This is a genomic window from Vibrio profundi (assembly GCF_005281835.1).
In the GTDB taxonomy this organism is placed as follows: Bacteria; Pseudomonadota; Gammaproteobacteria; order Enterobacterales; family Vibrionaceae; genus Vibrio; species Vibrio profundi.
In genome coordinates, this window is the sequence record NZ_RZIS01000002.1 from 17,439 (window position 1) to 36,484 (window position 19,046).

Below are 19,046 nucleotides of genomic sequence, written 5' to 3' on the forward strand. Positions count from 1 at the left end.
GTGCCTATCTTAAATCCATTTTTCGTCTAGGTTTCTCACCATAGCGCGGTAGATAAAAAAACACCGAACGCTCACTGCGTTTGGTGTTTGGTCTTTCATCCCTAATGGGCAATGCTTTAAAACATGCCCCCTACTTGTGGCTATATTCTGGTGGGAAAGAAAGCGCCAGCTCAGCGCTTCATCTCTCCCCCGATTAGAAGAAACCAAGTGGATTAGTATCGTAGCTAATTAATAGGTTTTTAGTATTTTGATAGTGATCCAACATCATCTTATGCGTTTCACGTCCAATACCTGATTTTTTGTAACCACCGAAGGCCGCATGAGCTGGATAGGCATGGTAACAATTCACCCAAATACGCCCCGCTTCGATGTTACGGCCCATGCGATACGCTAGATTTGCATCACGAGTCCAGACCCCTGCGCCTAATCCATACTCCGTATCATTCGCGATTTCGAGTGCTTCAGCTTCATCTTTAAATGTCGTCACAGCAATCACAGGTCCAAAGATCTCTTCTTGGAATACACGCATCTTATTGTTGCCTTCCAGCATTGTCGGCTGAATGTAATAACCGTTACCAAGATCTTCCGGTTGCTGAGCAATCTCACCACCAGTGAGTACTTTCGCCCCTTCCTGACGACCAATTTCTAGATAGCTCAAGATCTTATCGAACTGCTCTTGCGATGCTTGCGCGCCAACTTGGGTATCAGTATCTAGAGGGTTGCCTTGCTTAATCGTTTGAGCACGCTCGACCACCTTACTGATGAACTTGTCGTATACCGACTCATGAATCAACACGCGTGACGGACAAGTACACACTTCACCTTGGTTGAAGAACGCTAACAGCATGCCTTCCACACACTTGTCTAGATACTCATCTTCATGGTCGAAGATATCTGGGAAATAGATATTAGGTGATTTACCGCCTAGCTCGACAGTGGAAGGGATCAAGCTTTCCGCCGCACATTTTAGAATGTGGTGCCCCACCTCTGTTGAGCCCGTAAACGCTAATTTCGCGATGCGATCGCTCGTCGCTAATGCTTGCCCAGCTTCACTACCAAAACCATTAACAATGTTCACGACACCGGCTGGCAGTAAATCTGCAATTTTTTCCATCAAGACGAGAATAGAAGTCGGCGTTTGCTCAGCTGGCTTCATCACAACACAACAGCCCGCTGCCAATGCTGGCGCTAATTTCCAAGCAGCCATCAAAATAGGGAAGTTCCATGGGATAATTTGCCCAACGACACCGATAGGCTCTGGGAAGTGGTAGCTAGCCGTGTTTGAATCTAGCTCTGCCGCACTGCCTTCTTGCGCTCTGATACAGCCCGCAAAATAACGGAAGTGGTCTACCACCAACGGGATATCTGCAGCTAAGGTCTCACGTACTGGTTTGCCGTTCTCCCATGTTTCAGCCACTGCAATTTCTTCCAAATGCGCTTCGATACGGTCAGCAACTTTCAGTAGAATATTTGAGCGCTCTGTTACGCTCGTTGCAGCCCAACTTGCGCGCGCTGAGTGCGCAGCATCAAGAGCCAAAGCCACATCCGCTTCGGTAGAGCGAGCCACCTGACAATAAACCTGACCATTAACTGGCGACGTATTATCAAAGTATTCACCACTGACAGGTTTCACCCACTCACCACCGATAAAATTATCGTATTGAGCCTTAAAGTTCACCACTGCATTGTCACTACCTGGCTGCGCATAAATCATAGTTAGATCCTTCTTGATTCTCTTAGTTTGAGTTGTTCAATTACAACGTTATTTGTTTAAAACATGGCGACTGCATGTTTTCTTCACATTAAGAGACAACGCAAATCACACGCCAGAAGTGCAAAACTTGTTGTTAATAAGTTGTAAAACTATGATTACCAATCGTTTACAACCTAAAGTGAGCTGGCATTGAACGGACGTATGGAGTGAACTCCAGTGTTCAACTGTTCCAATTTGGTACACCCTCACTGTCACGACATGGAACAGTCATGCAACTTCAACATACTCAACACTCAGATTGGCTTTCGTCTTCTTGGCACCGCAGTAGTGAAGCAGGGCTAAAACAGCGCAGATTACCCGAAGACATTCGCCTGTCTCAATCCATGCTTAAGCAGCGACGCCACCAATCGTCCAATCTTATTCAGATAGTAGAACGCATCGCGTTACCTTTTTTTAATCAGATGTTTGCACGCACTGACAGTCGCTTGATCCTGACCGATGTTGAAGGGGTGATTCTGGCAAGTTGGGGGCAAGAACGGTTCAAAGAAAAGCTCACCGCCATTGCGTTAAGTTCAGGCGCTTGCTGGCAAGAGCAACTAAAAGGCACCAATGCGATTGGTACGGCTATCGTTGAGGCTAAGCCCGTTTCCATCATTGGTGAACAACACTTTATCCACCAGCACCGTTTTATCAGCTGCTCGGCCAGCCCAGTATTTGATCATCAAGGTAATATGGTGGGTATTTTGGACATCACCAGTGAGCAACAGCAGCATGACACTTCAGTCCAATTACTCGTCCAAAACATGGTGCAGCTGATAGAAAACCAGCTACTTAGCCACATTCCTCAAGGCGCGACCCGAATCGATTTAGCCTGTGAAAAATCCCTATTGCACAGTGGCTGGCAAGGAATTGTTATCACCAACGAAGTGGGTGAAGTGCTCGCGCACAATCAAGTAGCCTCTCAATTGCTCGCTCAAACTTCTATGGTTGGAGAGTGCATCGACTCTTTGTTTGCTCGCGCTTCTAACCACACTCCGTTTGTATTCGAAAAACAGCAACTCAAACAACCCATTAAGAGAGCGCGCTCTTTTTCCGCGTCGAGCGATTTACACCATGGCGAGCAAAGAATCGAACACGCGTGGCAACAAGCCAACAAAGTTGTCGATAAAGGCATCAGCCTGCTCATTTTAGGTGAAACTGGGGTCGGAAAAGGCGAATTTGTTAAAGCACTGCATAAGCAAAGTCAGCGTAAATCTTCGCCTTTAGTGGCCGTGAATTGCGGAGCACTACCTAAAGATCTCATTGAGTCGGAGCTGTTTGGTTATGCGCCTGGCGCATTCACCGGCGCAAACAACAAAGGCTTTCAAGGCAAGATTCGACAAGCCGATAAAGGGATTCTTTTTCTTGATGAAATCGCCGATATGCCGCTTGAAACGCAATGCCGACTATTGCATGTGCTGCAAGACCAATCTGTGGTGCCCGTTGGCTCTAACCAAAGCTTTCAAGTCGACTGCCAAATCATCGCCGCGACTCACAAAAACTTAGAGGAATTGGTGGCGAAAGGAGAGTTTAGACAAGACCTTTACTACCGTCTGAACGGCCTTGCGTTTACTTTGCCTAGCCTTCGCGACAGGCAAGACAAACAAGCGCTCATTGAACATATCCACCAAAAATATGCCGATTCAGAACAAACTATCTGCCCAAATTTGATGGCACTGCTATGCGCTTATACTTGGCCCGGCAATATTCGAGAGCTAGATAACCTGCTAAAAGTATCCGCGCTACTTTCTAGCGATGAACCACGCTTAATGTTGGAGCACGTACCAAATCAATTGGCACAACATCTCACGGAATCAGCCCCTCAATTCGCGAGCCCATCACCGAGCCTAGTGTCTACTTCACTTAATGGCTCTCAACCCAACTTGAAAAGCACAGTGGATGAAACCTTAGTTCAAACTTATCAGGCGAACCAAGGAAATATCAGCAAGACCTCTCGGATCCTTGGGATAAGCCGCAACACAATTTACCGAAAGCTCAAAAGCTTAGGGATTCTATAAGCTATTCCATTATCTCTAGCGCTCATACCTCAGCAGTTTGCCGCCAATACTCTTAAGAGTGAAGTCATCTAGCCTTCACTCCTTTTTATGGCATGCTATTCAAAAATCCAATATTCGTTTAATATACCGTCATTCATATTGGTTGATATCAAACCCGCTATAAGGGGCTGTTGATGTGTAGAATAAAGGTACCCAGTTGAAATCAAGTACAAGACAGAGGCTTAAATTCTATTGGTATTTCTTATTTTTCAATGGCCTGACGTGGCTATACCTTTATATCTCCGAGGATCCAAATCCATTCATTGTACTCGGAGCCGTATTACCCATACCTTTAATAACTGGGCTCATTAGCTGGAAACTGTGCCGACGTAACGTGAGTCGTTCATTCGTTCAACCCGCTACATCCGATATACAAGCCAGCCATAACGTGTACGCTCAAGGCAATCTCTGCCCACATTGTGGACTTCAGATTTCTATGCCTACAGACATAGACCCTATTTGCCTAGGCTGCGGTCAAGATGTTAATCATTAGTGATGCAGAGCTAACACTTGTATTTACCGATGTACACCTTTTGTCGTGATTGTCGAGCAGGCAGCGCTTCCGTTAATTTTACTTAGCCAACTCAAGGCCATGTACATCTAAATTCTGCATGGCTCTCATCCCCTCTTCCTATATCACGCCAAGCTTACTTTCCCTGTTAAACCTAGCTCGTAACACGATCGGCTAGCCATTCATATTACGCAACGCTTTTGAATTGCATTTTATAAAGTTTTTAGTATATTTCGTTGCATACTAATAATTATAATGATAATTATTATCATTTAGTAACTACCCCGCATTTTAATGGCGAATTAAGGAGCAACGACATGACGGCTATCTGCCCTGCGAATATGGACAATATTGATAACATGTATCAGGAGCATCATGGCTGGCTTTCGTTGTATATTCAGCGCCGCTTAAGCTGCCCCGAGGCGACCGCTGACCTCGTGCAAGATACGTATCTACGTTTACTCGTCAGAGGGAAACTTCCCGAGCAAAAAGACTCACGTCGCTACCTCACGCACATCGCCAAAGGGCTAGTGATCGACGTATATCGCCGCCGTAAAATAGAGTCCGCCTACCTGGAGCTTCTAGAGCAAGAGCCGGAACAAGTATCTGGCTCACCAGAGTCACAGCTTTTAGTGGTAGAGGCGCTAGTAGAAATCGACACCTTACTGCATCGCTTACCTAACAAAGCGCGCCAAGCTTTACTAATGCGCCAGCTTGATGGCATGAGCTATAAACAGATTGCAACTGAACTGAACGTATCGATTTCTTCGGTCGAAAAGTACGTAGCGAAAGCGCTGCAAAGCTGCCTACTTGTCGCATTAGAGGATCAGCTGTAACCATGAAAAAGCACATTTCTCGCGATTCCATTGAGCAAGCATCAGTTTGGATGGCTCGATTATGGGCTGATGATGTTGCAGAACAAGATAAACGCGCTTTTCAAAACTGGAGAACCGCCAATCCAGAAAACGAATTTGCGTGGCAGCAATTAGAATTGATCCAACAGAAGTTCAGTAAGGTGCCGCAGTCCAATCTCAGCCGCCAAGTACTGACAAAGTCCCGTCGTGGCTTATCGCGTCGCCAAGTTCTACTGTTGGGTGGTATTTCATTAGGCACGCTAGGCTTAGTGTTGAACAGCCGAGCAGAACGGCCGCACGGCGCTGAATATGTTACGACGACAGGTGAAGTCAAAACCATCATCCTATCGGATGGCACCGAAATGTCGCTCAATACAGCAACTCGCGTTTACGTTGACTTTAACCAATATGAACGTCGCCTCCACTTGCTGGAAGGGGAAATATTGATTACGAGCTCGCACCACCTCACGCCTTTTTATGTCAGTACCGATCAAGGTCGAGTAACACCAATCGGCACACAATTTACGGTTGAGCAACAATCGGGGGCGACCCAAGTCAATGTATACGAAGGTGAAGTCGCGCTATTACCTAAAGGTAAACACGCTCCCGAACACTTACTTGCAGGCGAAAATGCCTCGTTTACTTCAATCGACGTACTTGCCAAAAACCGCAACACCTCAAATAACGCATTGTGGCTAAACAAAAAAATACTCGCGCAAAGCACGCCACTTCCAGAGTTCATTCACGAATTATCAAGGTATCGAAATGGTGTTCTCAACGTTGACGCTAAGCTCGGTCACCTCAAACTCACTGGCGTATTCTCGACGGAAGACACCGATGAAACGCTCTACAACATCAGCCAGATCCTGCCAATCGAAGTCAAATATAGAACACCACTGTGGGTAAGCGTGAAAGCAAAACCCTAAGCCCATTGGAATTATTTTTTACGGATTTTGATTGTTCACTCGGTGTATTGGTTAGCACATCAATAAATCGACAAGGACATCAGGTTGTTTTCCCCTTCCCACCGTAAATTACTGGCTGTATTACTCAGCGCTCAACTGGGATTCGCCAGCGTCGTAGCTCCAAACTATGCGCTGGCCGAAGAGCCGCAAACCTACGATATTCCTGCAGGAAAATTAGACAACGTACTTAATCAATTCGCAATGGAAGCGGGTATTGAGTTCTACCTCAATGCCTCGCTGTCACGAGACTTGTATAGCCAAGGGCTACAGGGAAATTATCAAACCATAGATGCTCTGACTTTACTCCTGTCCAACACTGGCTTAGTTGCCGAATTCCAGCCAGATGGCACCTATCGTGTTGCTCCTGAAAGCAGCGGTTTTATCTTAGATCCTATCCAAGTGCGCACCTCTCTCGACAGCGGGTTAGCTCGTGATGAAGAAGGGGAAATGGCGATTTATGATGAGGACACTTCTAGCGCATATTTGAGCAAAGAAGAAATCGAACGATTTAAAGGCTCAACCGCGGCTGACCTTTTTACCGGCATGGCCAATACCTTCAGTGGCGAGGCTCGTAACGGTGGTGGAAGCATCGACCCCAACATTCGCGGAGTGCAAGGCTCTGGCCGTGTACCCGTCGTCATCGATGGCACCGAGCAGGCCATTTCGGTGTATAACGGCTACCGTGGGGCATCTAACCGTAATTACATCGACCCCAACCTAATTGGCGGCATGAAAGTATACAAAGGCGCTCAAATCAACTCAGACATTACAACGTCTGTTGGCGGCGCCGTAGAAGTCACGACTCTCTCACCAAAAGATATCGTTCCAGAGGGAGAAACGTTCGGAATTGAGTTTGTCGCTGAAAGCAGTAGCAACTCAATCGAACCTAATACCGCTCGGCTTCACACTGGGCAAGATTGGCGCGACGTCCCAGCCTATGCCGAGCTTGGTGGCGTACCTTTATATGACGATCCTGAAGTACGTTTCCAAACTCGTAGCGACAAAGACGACAACCCTTTTGGTGGAGAGGACGTCGCCTATCGCCTAGCGATTTCTGGTATCAGCCCTAAAGTAGAGTGGCTAGGGGCGTATGCTTACCGTAATCGGGGAAACTACTTCTCAGGCACGAATAACGCCGACTTCTACCAAAAACCTTATGATATGAGTGGCAGCGAAGGCGTCGCTGGGCGTATTCCTTACCTTCAGCCAGAACATATTGCCCTCAATCACCTTCCCGGCCACGAAGTACCGAACACCTCTTCGGAAATGGAGTCTTTCTTACTGAAGACCACATTCAACTTATCTGACTTTTACAAAGTTCAGTTTAACGCCCGTTACACCGAGAGCACACACGGCGAAATATTGGCAAGTCGCTCGGATTATCGAAACCAAGATGGCCTCCCGCAATGGCCACTGGCCAACGCTAAAATGCAGGCTTACAGCTTGAAGTTTCGCGCCAATCCAGAAAACCGTTTTTTCGACCTAAGCACCAATTTATGGATGACATTAACCGACTCTAGAACCAACACAGGTTACGGCTTTCCCAACTTCACCCATGGTGCCAGTGATACACCAAACTTGATCATCAATACCTCTACGGTAAACCGAGAAGAAAGCCGAGTCGGCTTCAACTTCAAAAATGCGATGCAGTTGACCAATACCGTGGATATGACGCTTTCAGGCAGCTTTCAAAAGCACGAGCTCGCTCCGAAAGAAGGCTTAGATTACATGATAGACCTTTATGGCGGCGCGGTCAGAGCGGGTGAACGAGAAGAGTACAATGGGGCTGTCACAATGGAATGGCGACCGCTTCAATCGATTATATTTAACGCTGGTGTTCGCTACACCCAATACCAAGCGGAAGATCATTACATCAAAAATCGGCTGGACGCTGGCGACACAAATAGCTTGAGAACGCTACGTAAACAAGGCTATCGACTCACGTATCAGAGTATCGAAAATTACGCCGACGTGGAGATCGCACAAAATGTAGCGAACGCCGAACACGACGTAAGAGCCAATTTTACCCAGGAAAACATCGCAAATGATATCAATCGCCTGCAAAACTTGATCACTATGTTTCCCGATCAGTCCGACCAATATCAAGCGCAGTTAGTTGAACGCCAATACGAACTGGACAACTTCGACTCGCTCCTTGAGCAAAAAGTTGATGAACAGGTCAGCGAAGCACAAAACACCACGACCTACGTCGTCGACCATTCATCGGAATGGAAGTTTGATAGCAACAATGAGTTAAGCCTTGCAGACAATGCCTGTGCATCCGTGATGAACCAAGCTAACTACGTCGCAGGGAGTTGTAAAGCATCCAGTATTGGCGAAACTGCAGAAACCAACACTCGCTATAAAACCAGCGGCAGTGGATGGATGCCATCACTGACCACCACTTGGCTGATTGATGACGATAGCCGAGCGTACGCTCGATACGCCGAAAGCCTAAGATTCCCTAGCTTGTTTGAGAGCACCAGCGGCTTCTCCGGTAATCCAAGCTACTCGGCGCCTTTACAACCAGAGCGCGCGAAATTACTTGAGCTGGCTTATATCTACTATTTTGAACATGCCACGACTAAACTGACCTACTTTGACCAAATCATCGAAGACGTGATGGATCGCGACCGTGACAGTTTTTCCTTTGCTAATTTAGACAGCCAACGCACCAGCGGTATTGAGTTTCAAGGCATGTACGACAATGAGTTTTACTTTGGCGATGCTTCCCTTGCCTATAACTTTAGAAACGAAGTGTGTGATGAAAACTCTGCGGCTCAAGGCTACATCATTGATCTAGCGGAAGGGAATACTCCATCGACTCAAACCTGTGTCCGAGGTGGTTTCACACCCGTCAGCTACTTAGCCGCTCATGCCGCTCCTGAATATTCCGCTAGCGTACTACTGGGAGCTCGATTCTTTAACCAAGCCCTCGAAACCGGATTTAGAACCAACTACGTTTCAGGGAGCCATAAAGATGAAGTCATCAAACGAACTGATGTCACAACATTCGATGCGTACGTCAAATACGCTTTCAACAAGAAGCTATCCGCCGAACTTATTGGCACTAACCTCAGCGACATTTATTACCTTGAATCAGGCTCAGTATCTGGGATGCCAGCACCTGGTCGAACCGTAAGCGTTAAACTTCGCGGTAAATTTTGATCTCTACAAGCCCACCTTTTTTGCCAACAAAGCCGCCTTGCTATAGGCGGCTTTTTCTCAATCACCAACAGCAAAAATGCTGATAGCAATAAAAGTTAAAAATCATTACGGGTTTGAAGGTTTGGTTCGGTGTATCTGATGACAAGTTAGTTCCAGACGTTCGCTCCCTGCCGTGACGCTACGAGAGTCGTGACTGAGAAAATTAACGGAATAGACCCACAAATTAGGACCCAAGAAATGAATACACGTTTTAAATGGACATTACTCTCACTTGCCATTCCTGCACTGATTGCGTGCGGTGGCAGCGATTCTGATTCGGGCACAGATGCAAGCGCAACGGCACAAACAAACCAAGGACCTACAGCGATTGCAGGCCAAGACCAAAATGTTTCATACAACTCGCAAGTAACACTCGATGCAAGCAGCAGCTTAGATAGCAAAGGCGAGCTGATTAGCTACTCATGGACATTAGCGACCAAGCCAGATGGCAGCGCCGCTGCGCTCTCTGACTCAAATAGCATCTCTCCTCAGTTTACCGCAGACACTGCGGGCACTTATGTCGCGAGCCTAGTTGTTAATAACGGTACTCAAGATAGCGCACCTGTAGAAGTCACCATCACCACCGCTGACGATGGCGAAAATTCGGCGCCTACTGTCTACGCCGGAGATGACTTAACCGTTAGTTTAGGCGGTAATGTTCAGATTACTGCTGACGCAGCAGATGCCGACAACAACCCGCTCACTTATCAATGGACCATCGAGCAACAAGCAGAGAATAGCACTCCAACACTCGCTAACGATCAAGCCAATACCGTGACTCTAAATGCCGCCACAGAGGGCAGCTACGTGCTGCGCGTTGTCGTATCCGATGGACAAGCCACAGCTGAAGATACGATTACTATTAAGCTCGATTCGGGCAACGTTCCTCCTATTGCGGTTGCGGGCGACGATGTAGCGGTTGGAGTCACCGACCAAGTAAATCTCGATGCGAGCGCAAGCAGCGATGGCAACAATGATGCTCTCACTTACACTTGGCAATTTGTATCTAAGCCAGAAAACAGCAACGCTGAATTGAACACAGCTAATGCGGCGACTCCTAACTTTATCGCAGACTTAAGCGGTGACTACGTATTGTCACTTACAGTGAGCGATGGCGAATTTACTAGCCAAGCTTCCAACATCAAAGTGACGGCCAAAAATCAGCTGAAGCTAGTGTTCAATGGAGATCCAAGCCAAAACACATGGCCTTATGTGCTAGACCTTGAAACCATCAATAAAACCTATGACGACCCAAAACCAGCAGAACACAAGTTTGCGAGCTTCACGATTCAAGCATTAGGGCAAGATTACACGGTGCGAGAAGTGACACCTTGGGGGATCAATGGAATTGTTCAGCCTACGATTACTGGTGTGGTTGAAGGCCAAGTCATTAAAGCCGGAGAGACTGTAGAAGTTGAATTTGCTTCACCACTGACTGGAGGTGAAATGGAATTTATATCACTTAGCGTCATTTTTGCTGAAGATAACGACTACTACGTTAATGCGAGCTATATGTTCACCACCAACTAACCCACTCAATTGTTTCAACTCAAAAAGCGCGATCCTTGATCGCGCTTTTTCTGTATTTCACTAAAAAGTTTTACGGGTTTTACGATCTGCTTCGGTATAGCTAATAACAGTACCAATTCGGTAAGCGTTTTCCTTAACGCATGCTTTTCAGGATCACTCATGAATAACAACATTAGCTGGCTAACCTTAATTACTAGTATTTCTTTGCTCTCTGGCTGCAATGGCGAATCGAACCAAAAAGTAGAAGCCGCTGCGTATACCAACCAAGCGCCTATCGCTATCGCGGGGATCAATCAACATGTCAAAGAAAATACGCTTGTCCAACTCAATGGTACCAGCAGTATTGATAAAGACTCAGATCTCATCACCTACCAATGGAAGATAGGATCGAAGCCGCCTGAAAGCCAAGCCTCACTTACTGACAGCACCAGCGCCATGCCCACCTTCATGGCGGATGCAGTCGGCACCTATATTATCGAGCTCGTTGTCAACGATGGTCAGATTGACAGCCGGACCAATCAAGTCAAAATCGTGGCTCTAGCTGCTAATGAAAATACCCCGCCAGTCGTCGATTTAGGTTCAGACATTAACGCAAACTTAGTCGACCGAGTGGTTTTCCACACCAAGGTGCAGGACGCAGATAACGACCCACTCTATTACGATTGGAAAGTCATTCAACAACCAGAAGGAAGCCAGCCCGAGTTTACCCAGAACAACAGTTTTGTTGCCGACGTTGCAGGCGATTATGTCATACAGCTAACCGTCTCCGATGGACTAGCATCAAGTTCAGATACCGTCACTGTGAGCTATTACTACGCCAATGTACCGCCTAATGCTCAGCTTAAGCCCGCTATTTATGTACTGGAAGGGATGAACGCACCACTCGATGCATCAGAAAGCCAAGATCCAAATGGCGACTCGCTGACTTATCAATGGCAGTTTGTTTCCAAACCAAGCTCGTCAAATGCCGTGATCACAGACCCGACTGCAGAAATCACTGAATTCTACGTCGATAAGCCGGGGATATACTCGGTGAATCTGACAGTCAGCGACGGAGAGTTTTCAGATGAACCTTATCGACCTTTTTATATCAAAGCGATTGGCTTACAAGCTCCCCACACTAAGCTATTTGTTGGCGACGATACCGAGCCTCAGGTACTGGCATACAAGGAAGAATTTATTGTCGATAAAACATCTGAAACTGGGGAACTTCCGGAACACTATGTACTGGGTCAATATACGATTGAAGCCGTTGGTAAGGACATCACCATTAGCGCGATCACAGCAAAAGATTACTCTGAACATATTCAACCTTTCTTCATCGGTTTAAGCGAAGGGGAAATTGTCACCATTAAACAAGGTGAGCGTGCCACATTTGAACTCGCTGCTCCTCCCACTGGTGGGCACACAACAGAACTCAGCTTTTACTTCGCGTGGAGCCTCAATGGCTATGGGGATTTCAGTATGCAGGAAAGGTTTAACGCGAGTTATCAATTCACCAGTCGCTAATCACAAGGCTTCCTCCCTACCCGCCACTAAGCTCGGTTTATGACCGAGCTTTTTTATTTCAAAAAAATGCAATTTGGCTTACGGGTTTTGCGATTTGATTCGGAATATAAAGTAAGACAGCGCGAACACATCTGTCGTGCGCACCGGATGAAATGAGCGAGTCTTACTCAACTTATATTTTATCGGGCCCAATAAAATCTGGGCCAACTAAAGGAAAAGATAATGAAACCACTTCAACTTTCATGGATTGCAGCAGCGATGCTTGGCCTTAGCCCAATGGTACACGCCGGTTTTGACGGCGCGATTAGCGATGACTCTTTACGTCAAGTCGGCGAGTCTCAGGTTTATGTGCCATTTTTCCACTCGAAAGGAAAAGCAGGCATCGGCAGTGCCACAGGTAAACGAGTAGATTTCGATGGCTTGGCTGGCAACATTTTCTCAAGTAGCGAGCGTGACGGCGTTCATACTTCGGGCAGCAAACACTTTAGCTCTAGCCACTATAACTTTGTTCAAGTTGCTAATCAGGATATCTGGTTCGGCGAATGGTACGAAGGTAGACAAGACGCTGACTTCAACAACCGCACTGTTTACTACGTAGGTAACGATGCAGGCACTACTGTTCCAACAAGCGGCACCGCAACTTATAACATCACAGGTATTAATAAGTTCTCAGGCTCGAACAAACTGGCAGGTACATTCACGGCTGACTTCGCCGCACAAACTCTAACGGGCACGATTAATAACAACGCTCTAACGGTTGGCGTAAATGCACAAATTAACGCCGCGACCGCGGCGTTCAATGGTACGGCATCAGCAACCCAAAACGCTGTCACTACAGCGGGTACTTCTCAGGGCCACTTCTTTGGTGCTGACGCAGCGGCACTCGCTGGTTTTGCTAAGTTTGATTCGAACAGCCAACTTGACACTGCCTTTGGCGGTGAGAAGCGATAAACCGCTGTTTGTAACGAGATAACCGTTACGCCTCTTATCAGAAGCAGCTTAGGTTGCTTCTGATTTTTGTTTCTTGTTCGAGTGTTTTATGAAAATCATTAGTTCCTTCAAGTACCCTCCTTTGCTGCTGGGCATATCTGCGATTAGTCATAGCGCTTATGCAGACCAAGATACCAATATTAGAATTCAGCAGCGAGACGCGCTCGAAGCTCGCCAAACTGAACAATCACTGATCCAAAAAGAGCTCGAAGATAGCAACGGCTCATCGATTACCGTCGCAGGTGAAACCTACCAAGTTGGCAATACCCTCCCCGAACTCGGCCAAGCCTTGTACCTCGCCGTTCAATCTAGACAATGGCAACTAGTAAGTCACTTTCTAGAACGTTATCAAAAACTTGAAGGGTTCGACTCGTTGTTAGTCCATTATGCGAAAGGAGGGCTGTTTAGAAGCCAGCGAGCATTTGCGCTCGCAGAGTCTGAGTTTCAAACTTTATTAGCGAAGCAGCCTGACTTTATGCCAGCCCAATTAGAGCTCGCCAGAGTGTTATTTGAAAGTCACAAAAACTCGGATTCTTACTCAAGCTTTAAGTACATCGAAAGCACTTTACCACCCGATAATCCAAGGGCGGAAGGGGTGAGAAATACGGTAGAAAGCTTTACTCGCGCCTTAGAAAATAGAGAGGCTTGGCAAGGATCATTGAGTTTTGGCCCATCTTATAACGACAATCTTAATCAATCTTCTGAGTCTTATACCTGCCTAGCAAAACTCCCATCTGGCGTTTGCCTAGCCGAGAGAAGTACGCCCGATGCGGTTAGTTCAGTGGGCATCGATTTCAACGCCAGTTTAAACAAACGCACTTCAATAAGTGGCCATCATGGGCTGCAATTCAATGGGCTCGCTTATGGTTCGAGTTACCAAAATAACCGCCAATTCAATGATGCAACGATTATCGCCAGTTTGGGCTACAGCTACCATGATGCGAGTAACCGCTTTTCACTCTCCCCTCAATTAGAGTACAGCTCGTACGGCAATCAAGCACTTTATCTTGCGAGTGGATTAAAGTTGGATTGGATGAAGACAATCAATGCTGTAAGCGCTCTAAAAATAGAAGTAAAAGGCGAATACCAAGATTACCGCCCGCAAGCATTGGAATACCAATCCGATTGGCAGTGGGCGACCTATGTAAGCTATTGGTATCAACTTCCTTCCCAATGGCTACTTTTTGGCGGCCTAGACTGGACTCAAAAAAACAACAACGAAAGTGTTCATGCATACCAATTAGTTGGCGGCCGATTAGGAGTCAACCGCGCTTGGGGCAATTATGCCGACGTTAGTATTTTCTCTTCATATCGTGAGCGAAAATATGACGCTTTTAACGCTCTGCTCGCCGAACAACGATCTGATGAAGAACAAAACCACACCATACTCATCTCTGCCAATGGCATATCATTTTATGGCGTCACACCGCTAGTGAGTTGGACTCACAAACGTGTAAAAAGTAACGTCGACTGGCTTTACACCTACCAACAAAATGAATTCAGTATCAAACTCGAAAAAAGATTTTAAAATAACACCTTGAATTTAAAAGACTTATTCTTTTATCGAAAGTTTTCCGAAATTAATTTTACGGGTTTTCATCATTCACTCGGTATAGAAGGTAGGACAAAGACACAAGTCTCAAGCGGCTGGTGTCTTTTTGTGTTTTAGCCTCAAAATCAAAAGTTCAATGATGAATCTACCTGTAAAAACACTTGTTGTAGGATGCCTGCTTTTCAATGGATTACCTGCTTACGCTCAAAATGAAACTGAAGCAACCTCAGCTAACCTAGCCAGTGAAACTTCCGACCCATTAACGACTGAAAGCCCAGCTTCTAATGTTGAAGCGCCTCTGGCCGCTGAATCACTCCCCGCTCCCCAGTCCCTTGCCAAGCCAACTGAAATCATTGGTTATAGTGACGATTTACCTATTCAAGACAAGCAGTTTCAGCACGGCATGACGCCTTTAGGTATGTATCAAGCGGCGGATTGGGTCGTAAAATCAGTCATGATCTTATTGCTGCTAGCCTCTGTTTTAACCTGGGCGCTGTTCGTGACTAAACAAATTCAAGTATCCATTGCCTGCCGCCGAGCGGCTCTTTTACTCAAAGAGCTTGTTGCTTCAGAAAGTTTAGAAGAAGGGAAACAGCGCAGTTTCGATAAACAAGGCGGAGGCTTAGCACTCATTGAAGCCACTCAACATGAACTGACACTGTCAGCACTCGGTCGTGCCAGCAATGATGGCATCAAAGAGCGCGTTCAAATTCGTTTAGAACGAGTTCAAGCCTCACTCAATCATTCCATGACAACTGGCACCAGCATGTTAGCAACCGTCGGCTCTGTTGGCCCTTTCATTGGATTATTCGGCACAGTGTGGGGGATCATGAATGCCTTTATTGGTATAGCAAAAACAAAATCCACCACTTTAGTCGTGGTAGCACCCGGCATTGCAGAAGCGCTTCTAGCAACAGCTATCGGTCTAGTCGCTGCGATTCCTGCGGTGGTTATGTACAACCATTTTGCACGTTCTATCGGTCGCTACCGTGCTTCACTTGCCGATATAACCGCTGCGTTGCTGGTGTTAGTCAGCCGAGACTTAGATCGAACTTCACCTGAAGTCGGTTCAGACAATACCGTGACACTGCGTAAAACGGGGTAAATCATGGCTTTTAAACCTAGTGCGAATAGCGAAGAAATGGTAGAAAACCACGACATCAACATTACCCCTTTGGTCGATGTGATGCTGGTGCTACTCATTATCGTGATGGTTGCTGCGCCTCTAGCGACCGTCAACGTACCTGTAGATCTCCCCTCTTCGAATGCGGCTCCTCAACCTCAACCTGAGCAACCTTTTTACCTAACAGTGCAAAAGAACTTAACGCTCACGTTAGGAGAAGCTCAGCAAACCACTATCGAGCAACTACCAAGTGCGCTCAGCCAAGTGCTAGCAGACAAGAGTCAACGAATCTTCCTGCGAGCAGACAAAACTCTTGCCTATCAAGACTTAATGACCGTCATGAATGCCATGGTCAATTCGGGCTATACCCATATCGCGCTCGTCGGGGAAGAACAAACAATGGGTCAAACTCCATGAGTGCTTTTACAGGCAACTATCATCAACTCAAGCATGACAGCCAAAATAGGTGGATACTATTGGGTATAACGCTCAGCCTGTCGTTGCACCTTGCATTGGCCATTGCCTACTTTTGGACGCCGTCACACAACTATCAGCCTCCACCTCCTGCAGCTCCGATTGCAGTAAGCTTAGTCGCACCATTGGCTGCGCCCAATAAGCCCGTCCAGGATCAACCGGATACTTTTGAACAAGTCGAAACGGTGCAACGAGTTAAGGCCGCTAGTGAGCCCACAAAACCTCAACCTATCGATACAACACCAGTGCCCGCCCCAAAATTGATGGTGAAAGAACTGGATAAGCCATCAGAGATTCAAACGGTGGCCAAAGTAACACCAAACAAAATCGAACCTGAATCGCTACCAAAACCAAGCGTTCAGGAGAAACAAGAGGACACTTTAAAATCAACACCTAAAGAAGCGTCAAAGCCAAAGGAAAAGACAGAGACTCAAATAGCAAAAAACAACCTAGAGCCCGTTAAAGCTGAACCGGAACCAGAAAAATTACCAGACACCATTAACTCTGTCGCTAAACAAGCCAGCACCACAGCGTCGGTTAAGGCTACGCAAGAAAATACGCAAGCTTCAGCCCTGCGAAAAGGCCAGTTAAGTGAAGTGGGCAAGGCTGCGCGAATCAATTGGCAACAAATATTGCACGCCCATTTAGAACGAGAAAAACGTTACCCTCGCAAAGCCAGACGAATGCGTAAACAGGGCATGCCTGTTATCTCATTCACAATGAATCGTGATGGGACTGTGCTTGGTGTCAGATTAGTAAAAAGCTCCGGTACCCCTTCGTTAGACAACGAAGCCATCGCGCTCGCCTATCGCGCTCAGCCGTTACCTAAACCGCCTAAATTGGTTCCAGACCAAGAGCTCACGCTCACTTTGCCCATCAACTTTACAATGTAAATTACACATTCTAAGCGTCTCCACATGAGACGCTTTCCCCAAAAATTCAGACACTTAGTCAACAATCTTAGAAGCCGCGTCTATCTAGCTCATGCCATACATAACTAAGGTAACCTTTTGTTAACTCCGCTATGCGTATCCTAATGCCATCAATCAAAGGAAGACGCTTGTTTAAGGAGTCGATATGAAGTTATTCGCATCTGTGGTTACCACGACAGCCATTGCTGGTACGGTTTGGGGCGCAGTCCTAATGCAGCCAACTGTTGCCCACGCAAATCCTCAAAACCCAACTGAGAAGTCCACTGAACAGCAAGCTACGTATTATCTTCACGGAGTCAGTCAATCATTGCCACTCGAGAATGTGCCTCAATTGTGGGAACAGTTTTATCTCTCGAATAACGGCAGCGCTCTACCTACATCAACTCGCCAGATCACCGTACTTTACCGAGAGATAAACTCCGATTTTAGCCAAGCGACCGTCACTATCGGCTACCCAGTGAAAAACCGCACTGAGTCGAGCTACGCAGTACAACTACCGCCAGTTAAAAATGCAGAAGTACTCTTAATCAAAGGGGCACATAGCGCGGAAGAACTGGGGGCGGCATGGCTCGACATCAATTTCAGCAAAGACGTATTAGCAGTAGTAGAAACGCATGATCTCAACGTTCATGGTTTACCGGAAACTAGCCAAGTCTCCATCTACTATAAATAGTATTACTGAGGTAATTGATATGATTGAATTTATGTCTCAAGTGTTTTCTGAAAGCACCATTATCTTCACTGAAACTTGGGTGGATGATAACTTTCTAATGATTGCACTCGCGTTATTTATATTCGAACTGATCCGCTACGGATTTAAGAAAAAGCTAAGCTGGAACATGATTGGCGATAGCGCGACCAATTTCGTAACGCTATTCTTTCTGCTGATCACCGTCTTTTTTATCGGGCTGGCGTATGTCGCTGCTTTCGTTTTCGCCTATGAGAACTGGAGCTTAACTCAGCTACCAGTCACCGGTTGGACCATTTTAGGTTGCTTAATCCTTGCCGACCTTGCCTACTATTGGGAGCACCGCTTCTTGCACAGTAATGGGCTCGCTTGGGGCACCCACTCGGTACACCATAGCTCGCCTTATTTTAATATCTCGGTCGCTTACCGATTTGGCCCGTTAGATTGGTTCTTTCCATTCTTCTTCCACCTGCCACTTATTTTATTGGGCTTTAACCCATTCGTAGTTCTAATGTGTGAAACCTTTGTCCAGTTGTACCAAACTCTGCTTCATACCGAGACCGTACGTAAACTGCCAAGGCCAATTGAAGCGGTATTTAATACCCCCTCGCATCACAGGGTGCATCATGCGACCAATAAGCAGTACTTAGATAAAAACTACGCGGGAATATTCATCATTTGGGATCGTATGTTCGGCACATTTGCTCGGGAAGAGGAAGAAGTAAAATATGGTGTCTTCCCACGGATTAATTCCGTTAACCCGTTTAAAGTATACTTTCATGGATACGCCAAACTGATCAGCCAAATGTGGCATGCACCCAACTGGTCAATACGGCTTCAACTGTTAGTTAAACCGCCTATCTGGGCGTGGAAGCAAGAACAGCAAAGGAAATAACTGCAT

At 46.5% G+C, this 19,046-nt stretch carries 13 protein-coding genes and 2 pseudogenes; 14 read left to right on the forward strand and 1 reads right to left on the reverse strand.

Annotated features, from left to right (window positions below):
* Window positions 1-193: 193 nt before the first annotated feature.
* On the reverse strand, window positions 194-1,714 hold the full coding sequence (gene exaC, locus ELZ11_RS04990) for an acetaldehyde dehydrogenase ExaC (RefSeq protein WP_137356285.1): 1,521 nt from the start codon (window positions 1,712-1,714) through the stop codon (window positions 194-196).
* Window positions 1,715-2,175: 461 nt separating this feature from the next.
* Between exaC and ELZ11_RS24070 the strand changes: the two are divergent.
* From ELZ11_RS24070 to ELZ11_RS05055, 14 genes and pseudogenes are all read left to right on the forward strand, one after another.
* Window positions 2,176-2,481: pseudogene (locus ELZ11_RS24070) on the forward strand (GAF domain-containing protein); the annotation flags it as partial.
* Window positions 2,482-2,796: 315 nt separating this feature from the next.
* A pseudogene (locus tag ELZ11_RS24075) lies at window positions 2,797-3,771 on the forward strand (sigma-54-dependent Fis family transcriptional regulator); the annotation flags it as partial.
* A gap of 867 nt (window positions 3,772-4,638) precedes the next feature.
* Window positions 4,639-5,157, forward strand: coding sequence for a sigma-70 family RNA polymerase sigma factor (locus ELZ11_RS05000; protein WP_137356287.1), 519 nt, complete (start codon window positions 4,639-4,641; stop codon window positions 5,155-5,157).
* 2 nt (window positions 5,158-5,159) lie between these two features.
* Window positions 5,160-6,101: a FecR domain-containing protein gene (locus ELZ11_RS05005; protein WP_137356288.1), complete on the forward strand. Its 942-nt coding sequence runs from the start codon at window positions 5,160-5,162 to the stop codon at window positions 6,099-6,101.
* 84 nt (window positions 6,102-6,185) lie between these two features.
* Window positions 6,186-9,308 carry a TonB-dependent receptor gene (locus ELZ11_RS05010; RefSeq protein WP_137356289.1) on the forward strand — a complete coding sequence of 1,041 codons (3,123 nt, stop codon included), beginning with the start codon at window positions 6,186-6,188 and terminating at the stop codon, window positions 9,306-9,308.
* Window positions 9,309-9,545: 237 nt separating this feature from the next.
* Window positions 9,546-10,877, forward strand: coding sequence for a PKD domain-containing protein (locus tag ELZ11_RS05015; RefSeq protein ID WP_137356290.1), 1,332 nt, complete (start codon window positions 9,546-9,548; stop codon window positions 10,875-10,877).
* A gap of 159 nt (window positions 10,878-11,036) precedes the next feature.
* Window positions 11,037-12,386: a PKD domain-containing protein gene (locus tag ELZ11_RS05020; RefSeq protein ID WP_137356291.1), complete on the forward strand. Its 1,350-nt coding sequence runs from the start codon at window positions 11,037-11,039 to the stop codon at window positions 12,384-12,386.
* 222 nt (window positions 12,387-12,608) lie between these two features.
* A complete protein-coding gene (locus ELZ11_RS05025) occupies window positions 12,609-13,337 on the forward strand; it encodes a Slam-dependent surface lipoprotein (RefSeq protein WP_137356292.1) in 729 nt (242 codons plus the stop codon).
* A gap of 88 nt (window positions 13,338-13,425) precedes the next feature.
* Window positions 13,426-14,904: a surface lipoprotein assembly modifier gene (locus ELZ11_RS05030; protein WP_137356293.1), complete on the forward strand. Its 1,479-nt coding sequence runs from the start codon at window positions 13,426-13,428 to the stop codon at window positions 14,902-14,904.
* 160 nt (window positions 14,905-15,064) lie between these two features.
* Window positions 15,065-16,033, forward strand: coding sequence for a tonB-system energizer ExbB (gene exbB / locus ELZ11_RS05035; RefSeq protein WP_341867219.1), 969 nt, complete (start codon window positions 15,065-15,067; stop codon window positions 16,031-16,033).
* Between the two features lie 3 nt (window positions 16,034-16,036).
* Complete coding sequence (gene exbD, locus ELZ11_RS05040) at window positions 16,037-16,468, forward strand: TonB system transport protein ExbD (protein ID WP_137356295.1); 432 nt, start codon at window positions 16,037-16,039, stop codon at window positions 16,466-16,468.
* Window positions 16,469-16,527: 59 nt separating this feature from the next.
* On the forward strand, window positions 16,528-17,418 hold the full coding sequence (locus tag ELZ11_RS05045) for an energy transducer TonB (protein WP_244291608.1): 891 nt from the start codon (window positions 16,528-16,530) through the stop codon (window positions 17,416-17,418).
* A gap of 184 nt (window positions 17,419-17,602) precedes the next feature.
* Complete coding sequence (locus tag ELZ11_RS05050) at window positions 17,603-18,130, forward strand: hypothetical protein (protein WP_137356297.1); 528 nt, start codon at window positions 17,603-17,605, stop codon at window positions 18,128-18,130.
* Window positions 18,131-18,149: 19 nt separating this feature from the next.
* On the forward strand, window positions 18,150-19,040 hold the full coding sequence (locus ELZ11_RS05055; RefSeq protein WP_137356298.1) for a sterol desaturase family protein: 891 nt from the start codon (window positions 18,150-18,152) through the stop codon (window positions 19,038-19,040).
* The last annotated feature ends 6 nt before the right edge of the window (window positions 19,041-19,046 follow it).

Excerpts from the sequence above, each read along its gene's own strand:
- exaC (WP_137356285.1), bottom strand. The coding sequence starts at position 1,714 with ATGATTTATGCGCAGCCAGGTAGTGACAATGCAGTGGTGAACTTTAAG.
- ELZ11_RS05000 (WP_137356287.1), top strand. The coding sequence starts at position 4,639 with ATGACGGCTATCTGCCCTGCGAATATGGACAATATTGATAACATGTAT.
- ELZ11_RS05005 (WP_137356288.1), top strand. The coding sequence starts at position 5,160 with ATGAAAAAGCACATTTCTCGCGATTCCATTGAGCAAGCATCAGTTTGG.
- ELZ11_RS05015 (WP_137356290.1), top strand. The coding sequence starts at position 9,546 with ATGAATACACGTTTTAAATGGACATTACTCTCACTTGCCATTCCTGCA.
- ELZ11_RS05020 (WP_137356291.1), top strand. The coding sequence starts at position 11,037 with ATGAATAACAACATTAGCTGGCTAACCTTAATTACTAGTATTTCTTTG.
- ELZ11_RS05025 (WP_137356292.1), top strand. The coding sequence starts at position 12,609 with ATGAAACCACTTCAACTTTCATGGATTGCAGCAGCGATGCTTGGCCTT.
- ELZ11_RS05030 (WP_137356293.1), top strand. The coding sequence starts at position 13,426 with ATGAAAATCATTAGTTCCTTCAAGTACCCTCCTTTGCTGCTGGGCATA.
- exbB (WP_341867219.1), top strand. The coding sequence starts at position 15,065 with ATGATGAATCTACCTGTAAAAACACTTGTTGTAGGATGCCTGCTTTTC.
- exbD (WP_137356295.1), top strand. The coding sequence starts at position 16,037 with ATGGCTTTTAAACCTAGTGCGAATAGCGAAGAAATGGTAGAAAACCAC.
- ELZ11_RS05050 (WP_137356297.1), top strand. The coding sequence starts at position 17,603 with ATGAAGTTATTCGCATCTGTGGTTACCACGACAGCCATTGCTGGTACG.
- ELZ11_RS05055 (WP_137356298.1), top strand. The coding sequence starts at position 18,150 with ATGATTGAATTTATGTCTCAAGTGTTTTCTGAAAGCACCATTATCTTC.